Source organism: Paenibacillus sp. S-12 (genome assembly GCF_030363895.1).
GTDB lineage: Bacteria > Bacillota > Bacilli > Paenibacillales > Paenibacillaceae > Paenibacillus_B > Paenibacillus_B alvei.
The window spans coordinates 1-18,395 of sequence record NZ_JASIUF010000009.1 but is presented as its reverse complement, the minus strand read 5'-3'; the positions used below and the strand labels follow the sequence as shown (position 1 = coordinate 18,395).

Genomic DNA, 18,395 nt, shown 5'->3' with positions numbered 1-18,395 from the left:
AGCCCTTCGCTCTTCCATAGTGCAAAGTGTCGAAGGGCTTATTGGGTCTACGAGCGTGAAAGCGGTTGGATCACGATAGGGGATTCAATCAATCTCGGCTCAGCCTCTTTCCGCTCGCTTTCTCGCAAATCTGGTTCCAGCAAAGGCCCATATTCCGTTGGTGGAACGGCCTTCCACCGCCTTGTTATTTTTTCCAGACCAATCGGGTATATCGTCAATACCCCCTCCTTGTCGATATGTATGCGCAGAAAGTTTTTCCAGTCTTCAATTTTTAAAGAGGAAAAAGCTTCGTTGCTGTGGCGGCCGAATACATTCAACGAGAGGTATAAATACAAACCCATCAAACATGATCCTATAACCCATCCACCTATTCCGATCAATAGCAAGGCCAATATATAGGCTCCGAACCCCCAATCTGTAATAAAATGGCTAATCGAAAAAATGACCCCGTACTCGATCAGGAGGGCCGCCGCAACATGGCTAAATCCATGAAGGCTCCCCGCTATCCATTTGTATCTGTATGAATGAGTGTCCGTAAACAGCCAAAACCCTCCGAGCACTACCAGAATGCAAAAAATGGACTGCGGAGAATGAACGATTCTGGATAAACTCGAAATGAACCATTCGCTGAAAGCGCCCTTTATCGGAGTCGCCATAGGGAGCCCTATTACGGAAATCGCTATAAACAAATACAAAATGGCGGTAACGGCGCCGAAAGTTCTGTTTTTTTGGAAAAAACGTAAGTTGCCCCTGCAAAGCCGCCTTGATACTTTTTCGTCTGGGAAATCTTTCTTACGCTCGAACGAGCGCTTTTTCTTCCCATTAAGTTCCTCTGAAACGTGCTCTAATAGCGATCGTTCACGTAGGTCGTGAGTGGGATGCAAGAAAGCGCCCCCTCCCCCTGAAGTTATTTTTTCTACCTTTCGGCTATGATCCGGTTGTCCATTCGAATCCTTGGGAATGAATTCAAAACGACGATAATGGTGCTGGTCTCCGGCTATGAAAATTTGTATGCGCTTTTTCAAGAGTTTTTCAAGAAAGAATAAATTATTTTCGTTGTAAGACGGGTCGTAGGCCCCGTATTTATTGGAGGAGACCCAATAAGGCTCGGCATTGCAAAGAATTACGCGATCTCCTTCCTTCATATGCTCGGCCAGGCTTTCGAAATATTTCACCTGCGGTCCGTCGATGTCCGAATTTAATTGTACATCCGTCCCAATCAGCCACCAATTATGGGGGAGCTTTATCCCGAAATAGCTTTTCTGTTGGGGGCACTGCCAGCCATTGAACCATTTTCGCGAGCAAAACAGCCGCGTGAAGGAGACGAGACCGTCGTACCAGTCATGATTTCCTGGAATGGCGAACAACTGCGGATGAGGGTCCATGGAATACCCCATGGCAAGATGATATGGCATAATCAACCGATGTAAATATTCCTTTCGATTTGCCGTAGGATACACTTGGTCTCCGCCGAAAATAAGGATATCTCCTCTTGAGGTTGAATAATTAGTATTCGAATCGAATTCCTTGATTTTCAAGCGTGGACGGGAGAGGTAATAAGCAATGGTGTACGTAGAATTGAAGCCATCGCCCAGATCGCTCACATAATCTATCCAGATTTCTTCGCGATCTCGTTCTGCATCCGTGCTATAGAAGCCATGTTTATCGGTTTCATAGTCCTCCTTTCCTTCTTTCTGCTTAAAGGCCTTTGAGAAATCCGCAAATTCTCCGGAGTTAGGTCCGTAAGCTTCCAACAAGCGAAAATCGGAATAGAGTCCGAAGATAGATGAAAGCACGGTTTTCACCCCAGTCACAATCAGTTGCTTCGGGTTGTACCATTCTACCATGCTGCACCGGGCATGGAGGGTTCTTATCATATCTGCTGCAATGGATGGAATGCGTCGAGAACATGCGGAGCTAGTTTCCTCTTTTTCGCTCATTACTGCGTTATTCCCCTTTCTTCGATTTAAGAAGTTAATTTTTATAGTTACGAACATCATATTTTGAGTTTTGATTATATTGTGCCCTTCCTTAATTTTTGTAATACTTCAGTGTGTTTGGCGAAAAAATTTTCTTCTCATCATACTCGAAGTTAAAGCGTATACATTCTTTTGTGGTCTGACTCCAACCCCTTTTCATCCGGTATAGGCTCATAATGAGTTTTTATACATTCATTTCAACTTGAGAAATCAGATTCCAAAAAGGAGGTGTGTACACAGTAGCTGCATGAATAGTAAGCAAGTATTTGCATGCTTTTGAACGTGTCCAATTAAAGGAGGAATTTCATTTTGACAGAAAAAAGTTCGTGGAAATTAGATTTGCGCAAATGGCTGGTCATTGGCGGAATGATGCTTTCCATGGCATTTGTCTTGCTCCTGTTCTCTAGTACCGCATTTGCTCACGGCTATATCGACTCGCCTAGCAGCAGAGCGGATTTGTGTGCGAGAAAGGTAAACAAAAACTGTGGTTTCATCATTTATGAACCACAAAGCTTGGAAGCACATAAGGGCTTTCCGGCAGCAGGGCCTTCAGATGGCAAGATTGCCAGTGCGAACGGCGCTTTTCCTGAATTGGATCAGCAATCAGCTACACGTTGGAGCAAGGTGAAAATTACACCTGGAACGACTACCTTCCACTGGACGATTGAAGCAAACCATGCAACGACAAGCTGGAAATATTACATGACAAAGCAAGACTGGAATCCAAATGCGCCGCTTGGCCGCGCCTCCTTCGACTTAACTCCGTTCTGCAGCGTGGACTATAAAGGCAAACAGCCCCCACATTCTTATTCCGATACGTGCAATGTCCCTAGCCGAACCGGATATCAAGTAATATTAGCGGTATGGGAAATCGCGGATACAGCCAATGCCTTTTACAATGTTATAGATGTTGACTTCGGCGGCGGCTCCCCAGTCGATCCTACTCCGCCTACTGCACCTACGAATCTTGCCGTATCGAACATTACGGCATATACCGCTACATTATCGTGGAATGCTTCCTCAGATAACGTAAGTGTTACCGGCTATACTATTTACAAGGATTCCACACTCGTTGGCTCCACGAACGGAAACACAGTAACGTATGCGTTGACAGGGCTGACGCCAAATACATCCTATTCGTACACCGTGCGAGCCTTGGATGCAGCCGGCAATGAATCCACTAGCAGCAATGTCGCTTCTTTCCAAACCTCGGCGCCGCAGCCAGATACGGAACCGCCAACTGCCCCAGCTCAATTATCTGCATCGGATATTACTTCAACCAGTGTGAAGCTGTCCTGGAAAGCTTCGACGGACAATGTAGGCGTCACCGGTTATCGAATATACAATGGTTCGACATTGGCAGCCTCAACAAGCGGTTTGACCTATACGGTAACAGGACTTACACCTCATACGGCTTACACGTTTACGGTTATTGCTTACGATGCCGCGGGCAATGTATCGCCGAGCGGCAATGCGGTTAATGTCACAACTTCACCTGCACCGACTGCTTCTCCTTGGGCGGCTAATACCTCATATGCCGTAGGCGCACTTGTAACTTATAACGGCAAAACCTATGAAGCGCTTGTTGCCCATACGTCTCTAGCTGGATGGGAGCCGCCTAATGTCCCTGCACTGTGGCTATTAAAATCTTGAAATGAACACTACCATTCCACGGGTGCTATCTTTGAATATCCTGCTATGTGCAGCACGTATCCTTTTCCTCTTATGTGCTGCAAGATAGTAGGCTGACTTGGGTTCTCTTCAATCTTTTCGCGGACTTTTTTGATATAGATATAGAGCACACCTTCAGAAGTATCCAAACTATCAGCAAGTTCGTGAGCCGATACCGGTTGGCCGTCTTGTTGAACCAAATGATAGAGCAGCTTAAATTCAAGTGTTGACAATATATGTTCTACTCCGTTCTTCTGAATGGAATGGTTGGCTACCTGAAATAATGTCCGGTTATCATCCAGCACGACAGCATTATCAATTGCATGACGATTCCTTGTGTGTTCTTTTTCGCTTTCGTCACCCAACATTCCAGAAATGGATTGCTCCCACATCATCATCTTCTTCAATGTATCCTTCTCATCTGGATTCACGATCATGATAGGCACCTTGGTCTCTGTCATCATGCGGGTGAAGCATGTGTCGTCCTCGATCTGATTCGCATCTAATAAGAATACGCTGCGAGATGTTGCGCAAGCGATTGCCTCACGGAACCTGTGGCAATCTTGAATATGAGTAAGCTTCATTTTGTCGTTGAATAAATGACTGACGTATGTAAAGAAAAAATGGTTATTCGTATACACGGATAATTCCATGTCGCTTCCCTCTCTTCATTATCCCCTTGTTCGCATAGAAGCGCTAGATTCTATTGTATACAGGGAGAGAAGCTATGTAAATTGCTGCGGCAGAGCCAACACAAGCCCTCCATCATGAAGAATGTGTGGGCTTGTGTATATTTACGTTATTCTTCGAGAACGAGTTTAATTTGATTCATAGTTGATGCAGATAGAGGAATGCCGCTGGCCTCTGCATTGTTGCGAATCTGTTCTACCCGCTTCCCGCCAGGAATGACTGCGTCGACGCCTGGCTGATGTAGCAGCCAAGCAAGTGCCAAATTCGGCAGCGTGAGCTGCTCCTCGCTTGCAATGGCTTTTAATTTCTCTACTCTAGCTAGATGCCGCGTGAACATATCCGGCTGGAACAATGCCAAATCCTTGCGCCAATCCCCATCGTCCAGTATCATATCGGATTGATACTTTCCTCCTAATATGCCGAACGCGAGAGGCCCATACGGAATAAAGGAAATATCATGTTCCATACAATAAGGAAGCAGCTCCTGTTCAGCTGAGCGATCCAGCATGTGATAAGGGCTTTGCAGCACGTTGAGCTCATTTGTTTCATTTGCTTGCTTTACTTGCTCGATCGTCGCATTGGAAATGCCGATTGCACGTATTTTCCCCTCTGACTTCAGACGAGTAAGTTCTCCGACAGATTCACTAAGTGGGATACTCCCATCGATAAAATGAAGATAGTATAAATCGATATAATCGGTCTGAAGCCGCTTCATGCTCGCCTCCACTGCGCTTCTTAGATAGCGGGGGTCATTATTGAAGCGTATGCTGCCGTTGTCGAGCTTCTCGATCCCTCCCTTGGTAGCAAGCACTAGATTATTCCGGCAATCTCGAATAACCTCTCCAATCAATTGTTCCGAACGACCGAATCCATAGGCATCCGCTGTATCTAAGAACGTTATTCCCTGATCAATGGCTTCTTGAACAGTTTGTTTACCGGTAAGTTCATTTACATTAGCGAAATTGTTATGCCCACCTACCGCATTTGTCCCAAATCCAATTTCTGATACTTCAATTGATGTTTTTTTAAAAGTAGTAAACTTCATTCGGTTCTCCCCTTCTCATAATAATCCTCTGTGATTCGGTGTTCCCTTTGCCTTCTCAATAATACGCATTTGCATGGATGGGTATGAATTCTAAATGTTGAGCAGCCCGTTATGACACCTATAACGTTATCAATTTTCAACAGTGTCTGTCTTGAACAAAACGTTAAGGTTCGCCTTAATTTTTGTTAAGATAGAGGATAGAACTAAAATGGATTGATCGATTACATTCACATGTAGATTTGGAGGGATATGTGTTGGAGCCTAAAGAAATCATTCGAAATATTGAAACGATTAGAAACTCCAAACCATTATGGAAAGAGTTCGAATACCAAGAAAAAGACGAAAATTACTTCAAACGATATGCGGCAGCAGTCGCCATTCAATATGACTGGAAGCATGAGGATTATGAGTTCATTCGATTTTTGATGGAAAATGAAGTAGAGAGCCGAACCCATGATTCTTTTCAAGGTTACGGGGATTCCTTGCTGCTCCTTTCTTATTTGTTGGCAAAGTTCCGTAAACCAGAACATGTATGGCTCTATGAAAAAGCTAAATGCGCTAATTTTGATACCTATTGCGGCTATTTTGATGAATTTCTCTTTTCTGCAGGAGTCGAAAATACGTGCAAGTACCTTGAGGAATATGATCTGACGAAATCGAACGGCTATTTATTCGAGAGGAAAGATCGATTGAGATCCCTTTATTCCGAGGAAGAAATTGAAGCGTTCCTGCAAAGGATGGCCTCATGGTTCCCCGACAGCATCGACAAGGAGTCCACAGATAGTCTGTTGTCCAGAGCAATTGATTTTCAAGATCATGAAGAGGCTGATAAGCTGTTTGCCATCCTTGAACAGGAAGCCGGAGCTGACACAACGTCATTATTTTACCGAGCAAAAGAGTTAAAAAAATATGAAAAAGCCATTTCCTATAAACAAAAGGAATTAGCGTCTATCAGCGACCCAAGTGAGAAGGCATCTGCACTCCTAAATATCACCGAGCTGCATGTGTTGAATAACGACTGCAGCCAAGCTTTCGCATCTGCCCGACAATGGGAACAGCTATTATTGCAATTTGATAGTTGGCGGGAAACGGGTCTGGGCCGATCAATGAGTGAGGCTTGGTTCGATATCTGTCTTGGCATGTGCAAAGAGCAGGATGTGACGAATGCTCTCCTATGCTATGAAAATGGAAAATGGATGATCAGCAAAACGAATCATGTATACTTAAATCTATTAAAGAAGGTATACGCATGCAGTGAAGCGCTCCAAAAAAAGAAAGACATGCGTTACTATAAAATGAAAATAGAAAAGGAGAAAAAGAAGATTAATCGAATAAAAAACAGATGCTACTAGAACATATTTTATTCTAATTTTAACGAATTGAGGTAATTTACAAATGGAGATTTCGTATTGGAAAGGCAAGCGTATTCGGTTTCGCGCACCTGTTGCAGATGATATCATCATATTTGACAGTTTGGATGACAGCATACTGCAAAATATGGACTCGATCGCATTTCCTCGGACACAAGCGCAAATGGAAGAATGGATCGAGCAAATCTCGCAGGGAGCTGATGAAAATAGCCATGATTTCTACTGGATCGCCGAGGATGCCGAACAGGGAAACGTTGTTGGTACCATTGAGATCGATGGCTGCGACTCAAAAAACGGAACCTTCGATTATGCGATTTCTGTCTTCCCTGCTTTTCGGGGCAAGGGCTACGCCAGCGATATGATACTTACCATTTTGAAGCATTATTTCTTCGAGCTGAGATATCAAAAAGCGACCGTTTGCATTTACTCCTTCAACGAAGCTTCTATGAACTTGCATCGCAAGTTGGGTTTCATCCAGGAAGGCAGACTGCGCAACATGATTTACACGAACGGCAGGTACTATGACGAGATTTATTTCGGCATAACGAAAGAGGAGTATGAGGGACTGTACAACAGATAATGTATGACGATCCATTTACCTATACATATCTGACAAAGGAGCTGTCGAGCGGTAGTTTTTCTACCTTTCCAACAGCTCCTTTGTTCTGTTTGCAACTTATTGTGATCTTATTATGGTTTCAATCGCTTTTGCAGGTTAATTTTTCAGGCCCTTCATTGGCTGCTGCTCGAATGTATGGAATGTCCCTTTCGGATTGACAAGCGCGCTAACGGTCGGCTGTCCTTGCTTCGTGAACGTATAGCGGTCGAGCTGTATCGCTACCTTCGATCCCTTCAAATCAACGCCAAATAGCTGCTTTACCGTCGGCGCAGCCTTGGTGATCGCCTGTTCGGACGTGAGTATCGGCTGGGCGAACGTTTGCTTATATTCATCGTCGGATTTATAGTATTCTTTTTCTCGAAGCAATTCGGCCCCCCATACTTTCCCGGTATCCGCTCCGATGTGCACTTTGTGCAGGATAGAATTCTTCAATCCTTCATCAAAGAACTTCAGCACCTTTCCCTCCTTGTTTTGAGGATTATAATTTAGGTTCACCCCATCAAGCACCTTTACGTCCTGTCCGCCGTTTAAGAGTTTCATCGTTTTACGCGCAATATCAACCTTAGATTTATCTGGTGCCTTCGCATAGCTAATGGTTGCATTTGTTACTTTTCCGCTTTTTCCATCAATAGTGACAAAAGTAGCTAAATTCATACCGTGCAGGGTCCACGTATCCTTGCCTCTAGATGCGTCTTTTACCTGCGCCATCTTCGGATCCAATTCTTTCAGTTTATTTTTGCCTGCAGTTAGAATGGACAAAGGTACATCCTTGAGATCCGCCACCAGGCTGAAAAGCACGATTTCTTCGGATTGTGAATTGACGACTATATTTCCACGTTTGTCCCTTAGCTCGAAACGAATGTACTCCCCGTCAGGCAAATCCGGCATTCCTACCTGCGAATAATCGACAATTTCATAAGCCGAATTTGGCATGGCATCCTTTATTGCCTTTTTCACCTTCGCAATCATTTCTCCGCTAACCTCGATTTTGGCCTTCGCTTGCTGGGCAAAAGCCCTTGGCAAATATGCCGCGTCAGTTAAAACTCCTGCAGAAAGTGCACTTACAAGCATTACAGCGACAACTGATTTCTTCACATTCATTTCGATTCCCTCCTAAAATGTGGATCTCAAACTACTCTCTCCGGTTCATTAGATCACGAGAGAAATGATCAGGTTCACGTAATTCGCAAAAAAACGGGCGCAAAAAAAGATTGACTCCCGTTACATTCCAATATAAACTGAAGCAGTAATTTAGTAAATTAGTAATTTAGTAAATACAAAATTGAAAAGAGGGAGAAAATGAAAATACCTGCTACGTTAAAACACAAGCCTGTGGTCGTGTCGGACAATTATGAGCAAGTCGATGGCCCATTCGCCAGGAACACAGATGCAAAAGTTCTTTCCCTGGGATTGGCTCAGCATAATGACAGAGGAAAGGTCGAACTTTCCGCCAAGGTATGGAGACATACGGGAGGGAAAGGGGCGCAGAATTCGGAGGAACTTCCCCTCCATCGTGTGCTTGATTTATCCATTTTGATTTGCCGCTCTGTAGCTCATTTTCACGAAGCATACCGCTATGAGCATTTATATGACCCGCAGCAGCCTGTCATCGACCGGATTGGCCTGCAAGGAGATGCCATGACCGTGGCCATTAATACGGAAAATAAGCAAATCAATGAGGACATTAAATTGTTCAGTCAAGCGCTGAGTGACAATGATGAGATGATCAGCGAGCGCCTTCGCAATCTATCCAAAATTTTAAAGGATATGGGGTATTGACATGTTGTCCAATCGATATGTTCGAACCGTGATTCTCTCCCGGGTGCTGCTCCAACTTGGAATTTGGATCCGGAATTATGCAGTTCTGCTGTATGTTACCGAATTGACAAACAATAATTCGATTTATGTATCGCTAATTTCAGTTGCGGAATTTGCTCCAATTTTTCTATTCGGACTAATTGGCGGAACCTTTGCCGATCGATGGAAGCCGAAGCGAACGATGGTATGGAGCGATCTGCTGTCTTCCTTGTCCGTTGTAGCTGTGCTGATTGCTGTTTTGAACAACGGATGGATTGCCCTTCTCATCGGATCATTTATTTCGGCCAGTCTGTCACAGTTTTCTCAGCCTTCGGCCATGAAACTATTCAAGCGGCATGTACCAAGTGAACAACTGCAAGGCGTAATGGCGATGTTCCAAACGCTTGTCGCCATCTTCACGGTCTTGGGTCCGATTATCGGCACATTTCTATTTATACAGTTTGGAATTCACGTATCTCTAATGTTGACGGCTGTCTTCTTCCTGGGATCTTCGCTCATATTGTCCTCACTCCCACGCGACGAGGAAGAACCGCAATCAAACGATGCAGGCAGCTTCATCAAGGAGCTGACAGCCGGGCTGCGCTATATTGGGTCGAATCAATCGTTACGCACACTTTGCATGACCTTCGCGGCTGTCGGATTAGCGTCAGGTCTGACGCAACCGCTTCAAATCTTCCTTGTCATCGAGAAATTGGGATTGAACAAGCAAGATTTACAGTGGTTTGTAATGGCCAACGGAGCAGCCATGTTCGCAGGCGGAATTGCCATCATGGGGATCGCTAAAAAGGTAAAGCCGCAGTTGCTGCTCATGATCGGCTTGCTTGTCGCGGCCGTCTGTACGATGGGCATTGGCGCGTCTACCATGATTTGGCTAACCGTTGTTCTCTTAGTAATTAGCGGCTTGTTCTACCCATGTATTCATGGCGGCATTCAGACACTTATAGTGCGCAATACAGAAGGTGCATTTATGGGCAGAGTATCCGGCGTGATCACGCCTGTTTTTATGGGCATGATGGTCGTGGGCATGTTTTTATCCGGTTATTTGAAGGAGATGTTTTCTCTGCTTACTGTATTTGTGTTGAGCGGTATATTGATTATTGCGGGGACCCTTTTGCTCACCCCTCTCCTTTTTGAAAAAAAGCAAACGATAAGCGAAGCTCCGCATCATGATGGATAAGGAGAATCATGAAATGAACGTACAAGAAACCTATGTCTTGTCCCCTGCGAGACAACTGACGGATGAAGAGAAAACGCTGGTTTGGAAGAAGCCTTCCTCTCATCAGATCAGTGAAGAAGAACAGCGTATTTGTAAAGAAGTAAAGCGCAACTGGAATCGCGGGGAAATGAAAATTGCCAATATTCTGTTAGAAGGCGATGCCGGTTCCGGTAAAACACAACTAGCCAAAGCGCTATCAGCTAATTTCGGATTGCCGTATACGAAAGTAACCTGCTTTGCCGATATGGATAAATCAGATATTATCGGCGCCATTTTGCCAGTCATTCCTTCTGAGCAATTAGAGAAGGTGGAACCTGCGGAGCAACGCATGTGGCAAGCAATCTATGAGAGCGATAGTATGCATCGCATAACGGAAATTTTAATGGATGCCCTAGAGATTACACAGGAACAGGCTACCTTACAAATGAAGCAGCTAATGAAGCGTGCGGTTGAAAATACCGATGGAGAGACTGTTGATTATCGATTTTACCCATCGGAGATCGTTAGAGCGTTTCAAAAAGGATATCTTCTAGAAATTCAAGAACCTAATGTGATTCGAGATGCAGCGGTATTGATGGCGTTAAACTCTGCTCTGGAACTGGATGGAAGCATGAACCTCCCTACTGAGATCATACACAGACACCCAGACTTTATCGCAGTCATCACAACAAACCGAAGCTATGCGGGAGCCAGACCGTTAAACGAAGCACTACGCGACAGAGTTCAACACTCGGAAAAGATGGATCTGCCCGGCAAAGAGGTCATGATGGAACGCGCGATGTCCAAAACAGGCTATCAGGATGAAAAGGTGCTTAGCTTATTAGCAGATGTCATTATCATTTTGGATCGAACAGCCCGAGTAAATGCGATCAAAGGCGTGGCTGGAATGCGTTCCTTTTTCTACTGGACAGATGCAGTTGCTGGAGGAGCCTCCGTCAAAGCGTCCCTATATCATAAGGTCATCTATAAAATAACAACCGATGACGAAGAAATTAAGATTCTGGAAGAAGCACTTGAGAAGCATGGATTGCTTGCTGCCTTAGAGGACACTGCGAATCAGGTAAAAAAAAACAAAAAATCGGTGATACAATAGAAATCAAAACATGGGGAGATATCAACTCGGATCTTGACTATGATGCTGACAACCTAACTGAGGAAAGAGGCATAGCACTGAGAAAGTCTGCGGATAGTGAGGATAGCTCATCACGAACATCTGTGGATCCTCACGACGATACAATGATAAGTACAGATACCGGTGAAGACGGCTCCCCCCACTATCATCAGGCAAATCCGGATCTAATGACTGAGGATGAACAACAAAAAGAGCGCGACTTTCGCAAAAAGCTAAATCGTGCTGCCAGAGAATTAGTGTCCAATACGATTCATGATAAGGTGAAGCTTATCGTTCACCGTCCAGACTATACGCTAGAAGATCAGTACGAATACGATCGTCTCAGCAAAGGACTCATGCCAATCGTGAGGGAGATTGCCCGAAAAACACTCCCGCTGCTGGAACATGAGGTATCTTCCGAATATGTTAGGAATCGTTACTATGGAAGCAAATTTCAGGCGGATAGTGTGGCTTACAGGGATTATCGGTATTTTGCTAAAAAACGCCCTCCATCTGATTCCCCTTCCCTAGTGGTTGGCCTCAGGATTGACGAATCCGCATCGATGTCTGCGTTTGGCAGATTGAAAGCGGCTAAACAAGCGGTAATGGCAGTCTATGAATATTGTCAGATTTGCCAGATCCCCATACTCATCTACGGCGACACGGCTGATGTTTCCAGGATGGAGCAAATGTCGATCTTTGCTTACACCGACTTTGAGAAGCCAGATCCTAGCGACCGATTCAGGCTCATGAACATCCAGGCCAGAAGCAATAATCGCGATGGAATGGCGCTGCGAATGATCGCGGAACGATTAGCCGTATCCCCTCAACAAACCAAGCTGCTCATTAGCATTAGTGATGGACAGCCCAAAGCAATGGACGATTACACAGGGAATAATGCAGTAAACGACATGCAGCAAACGATTGAGGAATACGAGCGACGAGGAGTTCGATTCCTTGCAGCCGCAATCGGTCAAGACAAGGACATCATCCAGGAAATCTACGGGAATGATCGTTTTTTGGATATTTCGGATTTGCATGAGCTGCCTGCTAAGTTAGTTCGGATGATCACTAGATATATATAATTCACATCACTCTTCAACCTTGAAAAGGAGAACAAACAACATGGATATGAACAAGCGCAAGGAGCTTATTGAAGCTTTCAAACAGATCAAGACTTACATGGGAGTTGTCCAGATTAAGAATACCGTCAACGGCAAAATCTATATTGACAGCTATCCTAATTTGAAAAATAAGTGGCTTACGATACAAATGCAGCTGGACATGGGCAGATTCGCAAATGCTCAGCTTCAAAAGGATTGGAAGGAGTTCGGATCGGATGCCTTCACCTATGAGATTCTGGAGCAGAAGGAAGCTGATAAGGTAACCGACATACGCTGGGAAGTGAAGCAAATCATAAAGCCATGGCTTGAAAAATTGCAGCCCTATGGAGACAAAGGGTATAATAAGCCTCCTAAGAATTAAGTTATTGTCGTAATTTACTGCAATTGGCGGGGAAGCTTCCCCGCCGTTTTCTTATATGTCCCAGTATACCCGACAGATTGACTATCATTGAAATCCAAGATAAGATGAAACAGTCATTTAGTAAATTAGTAAATGAAAAGAGGGTCAGAACGTGAAAATACCTACTACGTTAAAACATAAACCTGTTGTCGTGTCGGAAAACTATGAGCAGATTGACGGCCGACTCGCTCCCAATACAGATGCCAAAGGCCTTTCGTTAGGATTGGCCCAATGGAACGATAGAGGAAAGATCGATATTTCTGCCAAAGTGTGGAGATACACGGGAGAAAAATGGTCCAGACAATCCGAAGAGCTCCCTCTTCATCGTGTTCTTGATTTGTCTATTCTGATTTGTCGTTCATTGGAACATTTTCGTGAAGCGTATCGATATGAGCATCTTTATGATCCCGAGCAGCCTATCATCGACCGAGTTGGCCTGCAAGGAGATGCCATGACCGTGGCGGTATGTACGGACAATGAGCGAATTAATGAGGATATTAAGCTGTTCAGCCAAGCGTTAAGCAATGACGATGAGATGATAGGCGAACGTCTGCGCACGTTATCCAAAATATTAAAGGATATGGGGTATTAAGTCTAATTACAGGCAGAAACTAAGCCCTCATCTTACATTATTAGGGGTGTTCCTAGTCGCTCTCAACTTCTGGGACACCCCTTCCTTTTCTATAATCGAATCGTACCTACGGACAATACAGAGTGGTGTAGGCTAGCAGAAAATTGGCTTTATAGCGAATTTGTTAATTCGCCGTAAAGTATCCTGTCCCTGTGCTAGCACCATTACCTACCACATAGATCGTGCCGGTGTCTGTTGTGCGATAATTGCTGATTGGGCCTGTATGATGAACAGGATCTCCTGTAAATGACGTGCCGTAATTCACTGGGGTTGGATAAAGGTTCAGCACATTATTACCAGCGGAATACCAGATATCGCTCCATTGGAACGGAAATCCGTACATGGCTGCCGCCCACCACGCCATTTTAAACTTATCGGTTCCATTATCGGTTGGTTGTGCGCTATTTGCTGCGTTCGTGGCAATAACCGCCGTTTCAATACCTTTGTTACGTTTGTAAGTTAGACATTTGTCAGCTTTAGCTGACCAGTCAGAAATCGATAAATACGAATTGTTAGATATTAGCCAACTTTCGGCAAGATACCAGTCACCAGCACCGATACGGGAAGGCTGGTACACTCCTTTTTCGTTAAGATCTCCTCCAATATCATCCGGATTCCAGGCGTTCATAAACACCTTGAGCCCCTTTCCATGCGCATAATCCGTGACATCATTCTGGATTGTTCTTGTTACCCCATAATCAAATCCAGCACAATCAAGGAACACACCATATATGTTCATACCACTCCATTTGTTGATTTTTTGCTTAATCGTTGTTGTATCAGGGTTCGGAGTGCATCCTAAATTCACGTACCCAAACACCTTCTTGCCGCCGAGTGCATTTAAATTGTTAATAATCGCAACTGTGTTCGAATGATCTCCATGTGTCGTGTCTTCAAGACCTGCCCCAAACACGATGATATCAAACTGTGCAAAGGTGTTCGATGCAGTTGCCACATTTCCAGCCGCACCATTTACGACAGAAGGCCAGCCATAATAGATTGCCAATCGCTTTTGCGGTGAAATGACCTCAGAAGCGCCAGCAGTCGAAATCAAACTGGTTAGTCCTATTAATAAAGCAAGCAATGCCAACCATTTTTTGTTCCTCATGCCATTACCTTCCTTCATATGTTATTGATGATTGTCTTTATGCATTGGTAACACGTCCAAGCCTGTTATTAAGCAGATTCTCCTCTCCCCTCCTGTTTACACAAATAAAATATTGCCTACACATGCGGCATGCAAAAAGGACCGCTATTCTTATATTAGCGGCCCTCGATTTTCATGAATATATTTTATTTGTTTGGTAAAAAGGCTAATCATTTCACCTTTAAAATGATTTTACCTATATTTTGATTTCTCTCCATGTGAACATGAGCTTCGCTTACTTTTTCGAGTGGATAAGAAGTATCTATAATCGGCTTTATGCTCCCATTTTCGAAGTGCTTCATAATGTTAAGGATGAAATCCTGTGTCAGCTTCGCCTTGTACGCATCGCTTCTTGGCGTCAGCAAGGTTCCTGTAAGTTGCACACATTTTGACATTAAGGCAAATAAGTTCACTTGCGGTACCTTGACCCCGCCGAGCACGCCAATGAGCACCCATCGGCCTTCCTTCTTGATGCTGGCTAGGTTTTTCTCCCAATAATCCGCACCTATAAAATCGAGAATAACATCAGCACCCTGCCCGTTCGTAGCACGAAGCACCTCTTCATCAAAGGATTGCTCCTTGTAATTAATGAGCACATCTGCACCGAGCTCACGGCAGAACTCCAGCTTTTTGGCGGAACCAGCCGTTACAATTACAGTGGCATTGCTAATTCGCTTGGCAAGTTGAATGGCAGCTGTCCCCACCCCGCTTGCACCAGCATGAATAAGAACCGTTTCTCCCTGTTGAAGCTTGCCTAGCCAATAAAGCGTCTGGTATGCGGTCAGGAACACTTCAGGAATCGCCGCTGCTTCAGCAAATGAGAAGGAATCTGGAACAGGAATTGCGCGATCAATTGGCATGACCGCATACTCAGCATATCCCCCGCCATTGACAAGTCCCATTACCTTGTCTCCAACTGAAAAGGTGCTTTTACCATTCACGTTAATGACCGTACCAGCTACTTCTACCCCTAATATCGGATTGGTCGCATACCCAGACTTGCCTTCCCGCGTGACAATATCTGTACGATTCACAGCCGCTGCGTGCACTTCGATTAACAGTTCGCCTGCCTGGGGCTCGGGGATTGGCAAATTTGCCAGCTCCAATTGCTCAGGTCCACCTGGTTTCGTTACGATTACACCCTTCATTCTTGAGCCTCCTTGTATGTAAAATCATATTGTTTGATAGTTATGGAACAATGATATTTTATGCGCGCTGTGAAGTCAAGCTCGCCCTGTCTCGCTGATTTTTAGTTCAGTTTGCACTTACTGCTGATCTGTATGAAGGGATCAATTGTCTGAAAACTGTTGCAGTACAATCATTTTCCCTGTGTATGTAATTACTCTATAGAAACCATTTTTTCAATCGTTGCAGAGTTGAGGTCTAAACGTGGCAAGCAAGTGCGCAATCCATTTTTTGTATGTTTATGTATGTATTACGGGCGCATCTATTATGGCGATTGAGATTGCGGCATCCCGCTTTTTGGCACCCTATTTTGGAACTTCTATGATTGTATGGCCAATATGATTGGTCTCATATTCCTATCACTGTCACTTGGTTACTGGATCGGCGGATTTTTCAAATATGAAGGTTACCGGGCTAGAGCTTGATCCAGAGGTCATACAACTCAGCTATCAATATATGGGGCTGAAGCCGGAAGACGCTGACATTGTCAATCAGGGGCCCGTGTAGATATAAGCGGTACGGATAACACATTAGACGTCATCGTTGTCGATTGCTATTCACAGCAAATTTACATTCCTGCTCATTTATCGACCGTGCAGTTTTGTGGCACTCTTCGGTCGCATATAAGTCCAAATGGACTTATTGCCTTAAATGTGAACGTGACAACACCCGATTCACCACTGCTCTTAGCAATAGTTAAGACTATCAAGCAAGTATTTCCCACTACATACATTGTGAAATTCTCCGGGCAATTCAATTATATAATTGTTGGTGCCATACATCCGCTACAAATAGAAAATCTTGCTGACAGATTCGATGGTTTTCGGCTCTATTCCGGACCGTAATAGTTGTATATAAGCAAAGCCACTATACAGAAGAACTGATTGTTCAAGTACAGTGGCTTATATTTATTATTCAGCATATCTGAGATAAGATTCTTTTCAAAATTAATGCAACGGAGTAATAGTGTGTTTTTAAGAAGTAGTTGTGAAGAAAACCGTATAGACAGCGCTTTGGGTAATATTAGGCGAAGAGTAGAGTGATATCGCATTATTCCTTACTACTGTATTACCAGGTACTACACTAGTCCACGTTACTGTTGCCGGTGCCGTTAAAAGTGTTGGGTTATATACGTATACTGGTTGTGAACCAATATCTGTAGATCGGATAGAAAACACGACAGTTCCAGTTATTGGTGCTGTGGTTGTTATCGTTATCGTTGATAGGATATTACTTGGAGATGGGGAAGTAGCATTATTTGCAACGTCAACACAAATTTGAAATAAATATGCGCCTGCTTGTAAATTGTTTACATTAATTGAACCTGAAAAACCAGACACATTTCCTGTACCGAGTACAACATATGGAATTGTATTGGATACTGCGCCAGGAGAGCCGGAAATCCGCTGAAACCCTGAGTTGGCTCCCCCAAATAAAATAGCTTTTGTAGAAACCGAGGCGGCCGGTCCAGTCGCTCCCGTTACTCCGGTTGTTCCCGTGGCTCCCGTACTGCCTGTTGCTCCGGTCGCTCCCGTTGCTCCGCTTGCTCCCGTGGCTCCGGTGCTGCCTGTTGCTCCGGTCGCTCCCGTTACTCCACTTGTTCCCGTGGCTCCTGTACTGCCTGTTGCTCCGGTCGCTCCCGTTACTCCGGTTGTTCCCGTGGCTCCTGTGCTGCCTGTTGCTCCGGTCACTCCCGGTTCTCCGGCGGTCCCAGTAGCTCCTGTTGCCCCGGTGCTTCCCGTCACTCCCGGTTCTCCTGCGGCTCCAGTTGCTCCGGTCGCTCCCGTGCTTCCCGTCACTCCCGGTTCACCTGCGGTTCCAGTTGCTCCGGTCGCTCCCGTTACTCCCGGTTCTCCTGCGGCTCCTGTTGCTCCTGTTGCCCCAGTGCTTCCGGTCACTCCCGGTTCTCCTGCGGCTCCAGTTGCTCCGGTCGCCCCGGTGCTTCCCGTCACTCCTGGTTCTCCTGCGGCTCCAGTTGCTCCTGTTGCTCCGGTCGCTCCCGTTACTCCTGGTTCACCCGCGATCCCAGTTGCTCCTGTCGCTCCGGTGCTTCCCGTTACTCCTGGTTCACCCGCGATCCCAGTTGCTCCTGTTGCTCCGGTGCTTCCCGTCACTCCCGGTTCTCCTACGGATCCAGTTGCTCCTGTCGCTCCGGTCGTTCCCGGTTCTCCGGCGGCCCCAGTTGCACCAGTCGTTCCCGTACTACCAGTCACTCCTGGTTCTCCTGCGGCTCCAGTTGCTCCTGTCGCCCCAGTGCTTCCCGTCACTCCCAGTTCTCCTGTTGCTCCGGTTGCCCCGGTGCTTCCCGTCACTCCCGGTTCTCCGGCGGCCCCAGTTGCACCAGTCGTTCCCGTACTACCAGTCACTCCTGGTTCTCCTGCGGCTCCAG

17 protein-coding genes are annotated in these 18,395 nt (G+C 45.3%); 10 read left to right on the top strand and 7 right to left on the bottom strand.

The genetic code is table 11. From position 1 onward, the window contains the following. Nucleotides 1–47: 47 nt before the first annotated feature. Complete coding sequence (locus NO352_RS09245; RefSeq protein ID WP_289355437.1) at nt 48–1,814, bottom strand: metallophosphoesterase; 1,767 nt, start codon at nt 1,812–1,814, stop codon at nt 48–50. A gap of 531 nt (nt 1,815–2,345) precedes the next feature. Between NO352_RS09245 and NO352_RS09240 the strand changes: the two genes are divergently transcribed. Continuing rightward, on the top strand, nt 2,346–3,632 hold the full coding sequence (locus tag NO352_RS09240; protein ID WP_085981377.1) for a lytic polysaccharide monooxygenase: 1,287 nt from the start codon (nt 2,346–2,348) through the stop codon (nt 3,630–3,632). Nucleotides 3,633–3,640: 8 nt separating this feature from the next. Here NO352_RS09240 and NO352_RS09235 read toward each other — a convergent pair whose 3' ends face one another. Next, on the bottom strand, nt 3,641–4,303 hold the full coding sequence (locus NO352_RS09235; RefSeq protein ID WP_289355436.1) for a winged helix-turn-helix domain-containing protein: 663 nt from the start codon (nt 4,301–4,303) through the stop codon (nt 3,641–3,643). Nucleotides 4,304–4,449: 146 nt separating this feature from the next. Continuing rightward, a complete protein-coding gene (locus NO352_RS09230; RefSeq protein WP_262866760.1) occupies nt 4,450–5,385 on the bottom strand; it encodes an aldo/keto reductase in 936 nt (311 codons plus the stop codon). A gap of 254 nt (nt 5,386–5,639) precedes the next feature. Here NO352_RS09230 and NO352_RS09225 point away from each other — a divergent pair, with 254 nt between their 5' ends. Together NO352_RS09225 and NO352_RS09220 are read left to right on the top strand one after the other, a co-directional pair. After that, nucleotides 5,640–6,737, top strand: a complete 1,098-nt coding sequence (locus NO352_RS09225; RefSeq protein ID WP_268600345.1) for a hypothetical protein — start codon at nt 5,640–5,642, stop codon at nt 6,735–6,737. Nucleotides 6,738–6,780: 43 nt separating this feature from the next. Continuing rightward, nucleotides 6,781–7,335, top strand: a complete 555-nt coding sequence (locus NO352_RS09220; protein ID WP_005549187.1) for a GNAT family N-acetyltransferase — start codon at nt 6,781–6,783, stop codon at nt 7,333–7,335. Between the two features lie 135 nt (nt 7,336–7,470). Here the strand turns inward: NO352_RS09220 and NO352_RS09215 are convergent, their stop codons facing one another. Beyond that, nucleotides 7,471–8,475, bottom strand: a complete 1,005-nt coding sequence (locus NO352_RS09215; protein ID WP_289355435.1) for a hypothetical protein — start codon at nt 8,473–8,475, stop codon at nt 7,471–7,473. A 198-nt stretch (nt 8,476–8,673) separates the two neighbouring features. Between NO352_RS09215 and NO352_RS09210 the strand changes: the two genes are divergently transcribed. From NO352_RS09210 to NO352_RS09185, 6 genes are all read left to right on the top strand, one after another. Continuing rightward, nucleotides 8,674–9,153 carry a DUF6530 family protein gene (locus NO352_RS09210; protein ID WP_005549191.1) on the top strand — a complete coding sequence of 160 codons (480 nt, stop codon included), beginning with the start codon at nt 8,674–8,676 and terminating at the stop codon, nt 9,151–9,153. A 1-nt stretch (nt 9,154) separates the two neighbouring features. Then, entirely contained in the window at nt 9,155–10,369 is a 1,215-nt protein-coding gene (locus NO352_RS09205) for an MFS transporter (RefSeq protein ID WP_289355434.1), read from the top strand. A gap of 13 nt (nt 10,370–10,382) precedes the next feature. Continuing rightward, nucleotides 10,383–11,501, top strand: a complete 1,119-nt coding sequence (locus tag NO352_RS09200) for an AAA family ATPase (RefSeq protein WP_289355433.1) — start codon at nt 10,383–10,385, stop codon at nt 11,499–11,501. 143 nt (nt 11,502–11,644) lie between these two features. After that, the gene (locus tag NO352_RS09195) at nt 11,645–12,604 is read left to right on the top strand and encodes a vWA domain-containing protein (protein WP_483311827.1); all 960 of its coding nucleotides are present in this window, start codon (nt 11,645–11,647) and stop codon (nt 12,602–12,604) included. A gap of 40 nt (nt 12,605–12,644) precedes the next feature. Then, the gene (locus tag NO352_RS09190; protein WP_005549195.1) at nt 12,645–13,004 is read left to right on the top strand and encodes a GIY-YIG nuclease family protein; all 360 of its coding nucleotides are present in this window, start codon (nt 12,645–12,647) and stop codon (nt 13,002–13,004) included. Nucleotides 13,005–13,155: 151 nt separating this feature from the next. Continuing rightward, a complete protein-coding gene (locus NO352_RS09185; RefSeq protein WP_005549197.1) occupies nt 13,156–13,635 on the top strand; it encodes a DUF6530 family protein in 480 nt (159 codons plus the stop codon). A 163-nt stretch (nt 13,636–13,798) separates the two neighbouring features. Here NO352_RS09185 and NO352_RS09180 read toward each other — a convergent pair whose 3' ends face one another. Beyond that, entirely contained in the window at nt 13,799–14,782 is a 984-nt protein-coding gene (locus NO352_RS09180; RefSeq protein WP_289355432.1) for a hypothetical protein, read from the bottom strand. 209 nt (nt 14,783–14,991) lie between these two features. Continuing rightward, nucleotides 14,992–15,969: an NAD(P)H-quinone oxidoreductase gene (locus NO352_RS09175; protein WP_005549201.1), complete on the bottom strand. Its 978-nt coding sequence runs from the start codon at nt 15,967–15,969 to the stop codon at nt 14,992–14,994. Nucleotides 15,970–16,515: 546 nt separating this feature from the next. Here NO352_RS09175 and NO352_RS25125 point away from each other — a divergent pair. Further along, nucleotides 16,516–16,851, top strand: coding sequence for a fused MFS/spermidine synthase (locus NO352_RS25125; protein WP_353961244.1), 336 nt, complete (start codon nt 16,516–16,518; stop codon nt 16,849–16,851). A gap of 129 nt (nt 16,852–16,980) precedes the next feature. On the opposite strand, the gene NO352_RS09170 is transcribed toward NO352_RS25125, so the two are convergent. Then, nucleotides 16,981–18,395, bottom strand: a 1,415-nt coding sequence (locus tag NO352_RS09170) for a collagen-like triple helix repeat-containing protein (protein WP_289355431.1), incomplete at its 5' end; no start/stop codon positions are given.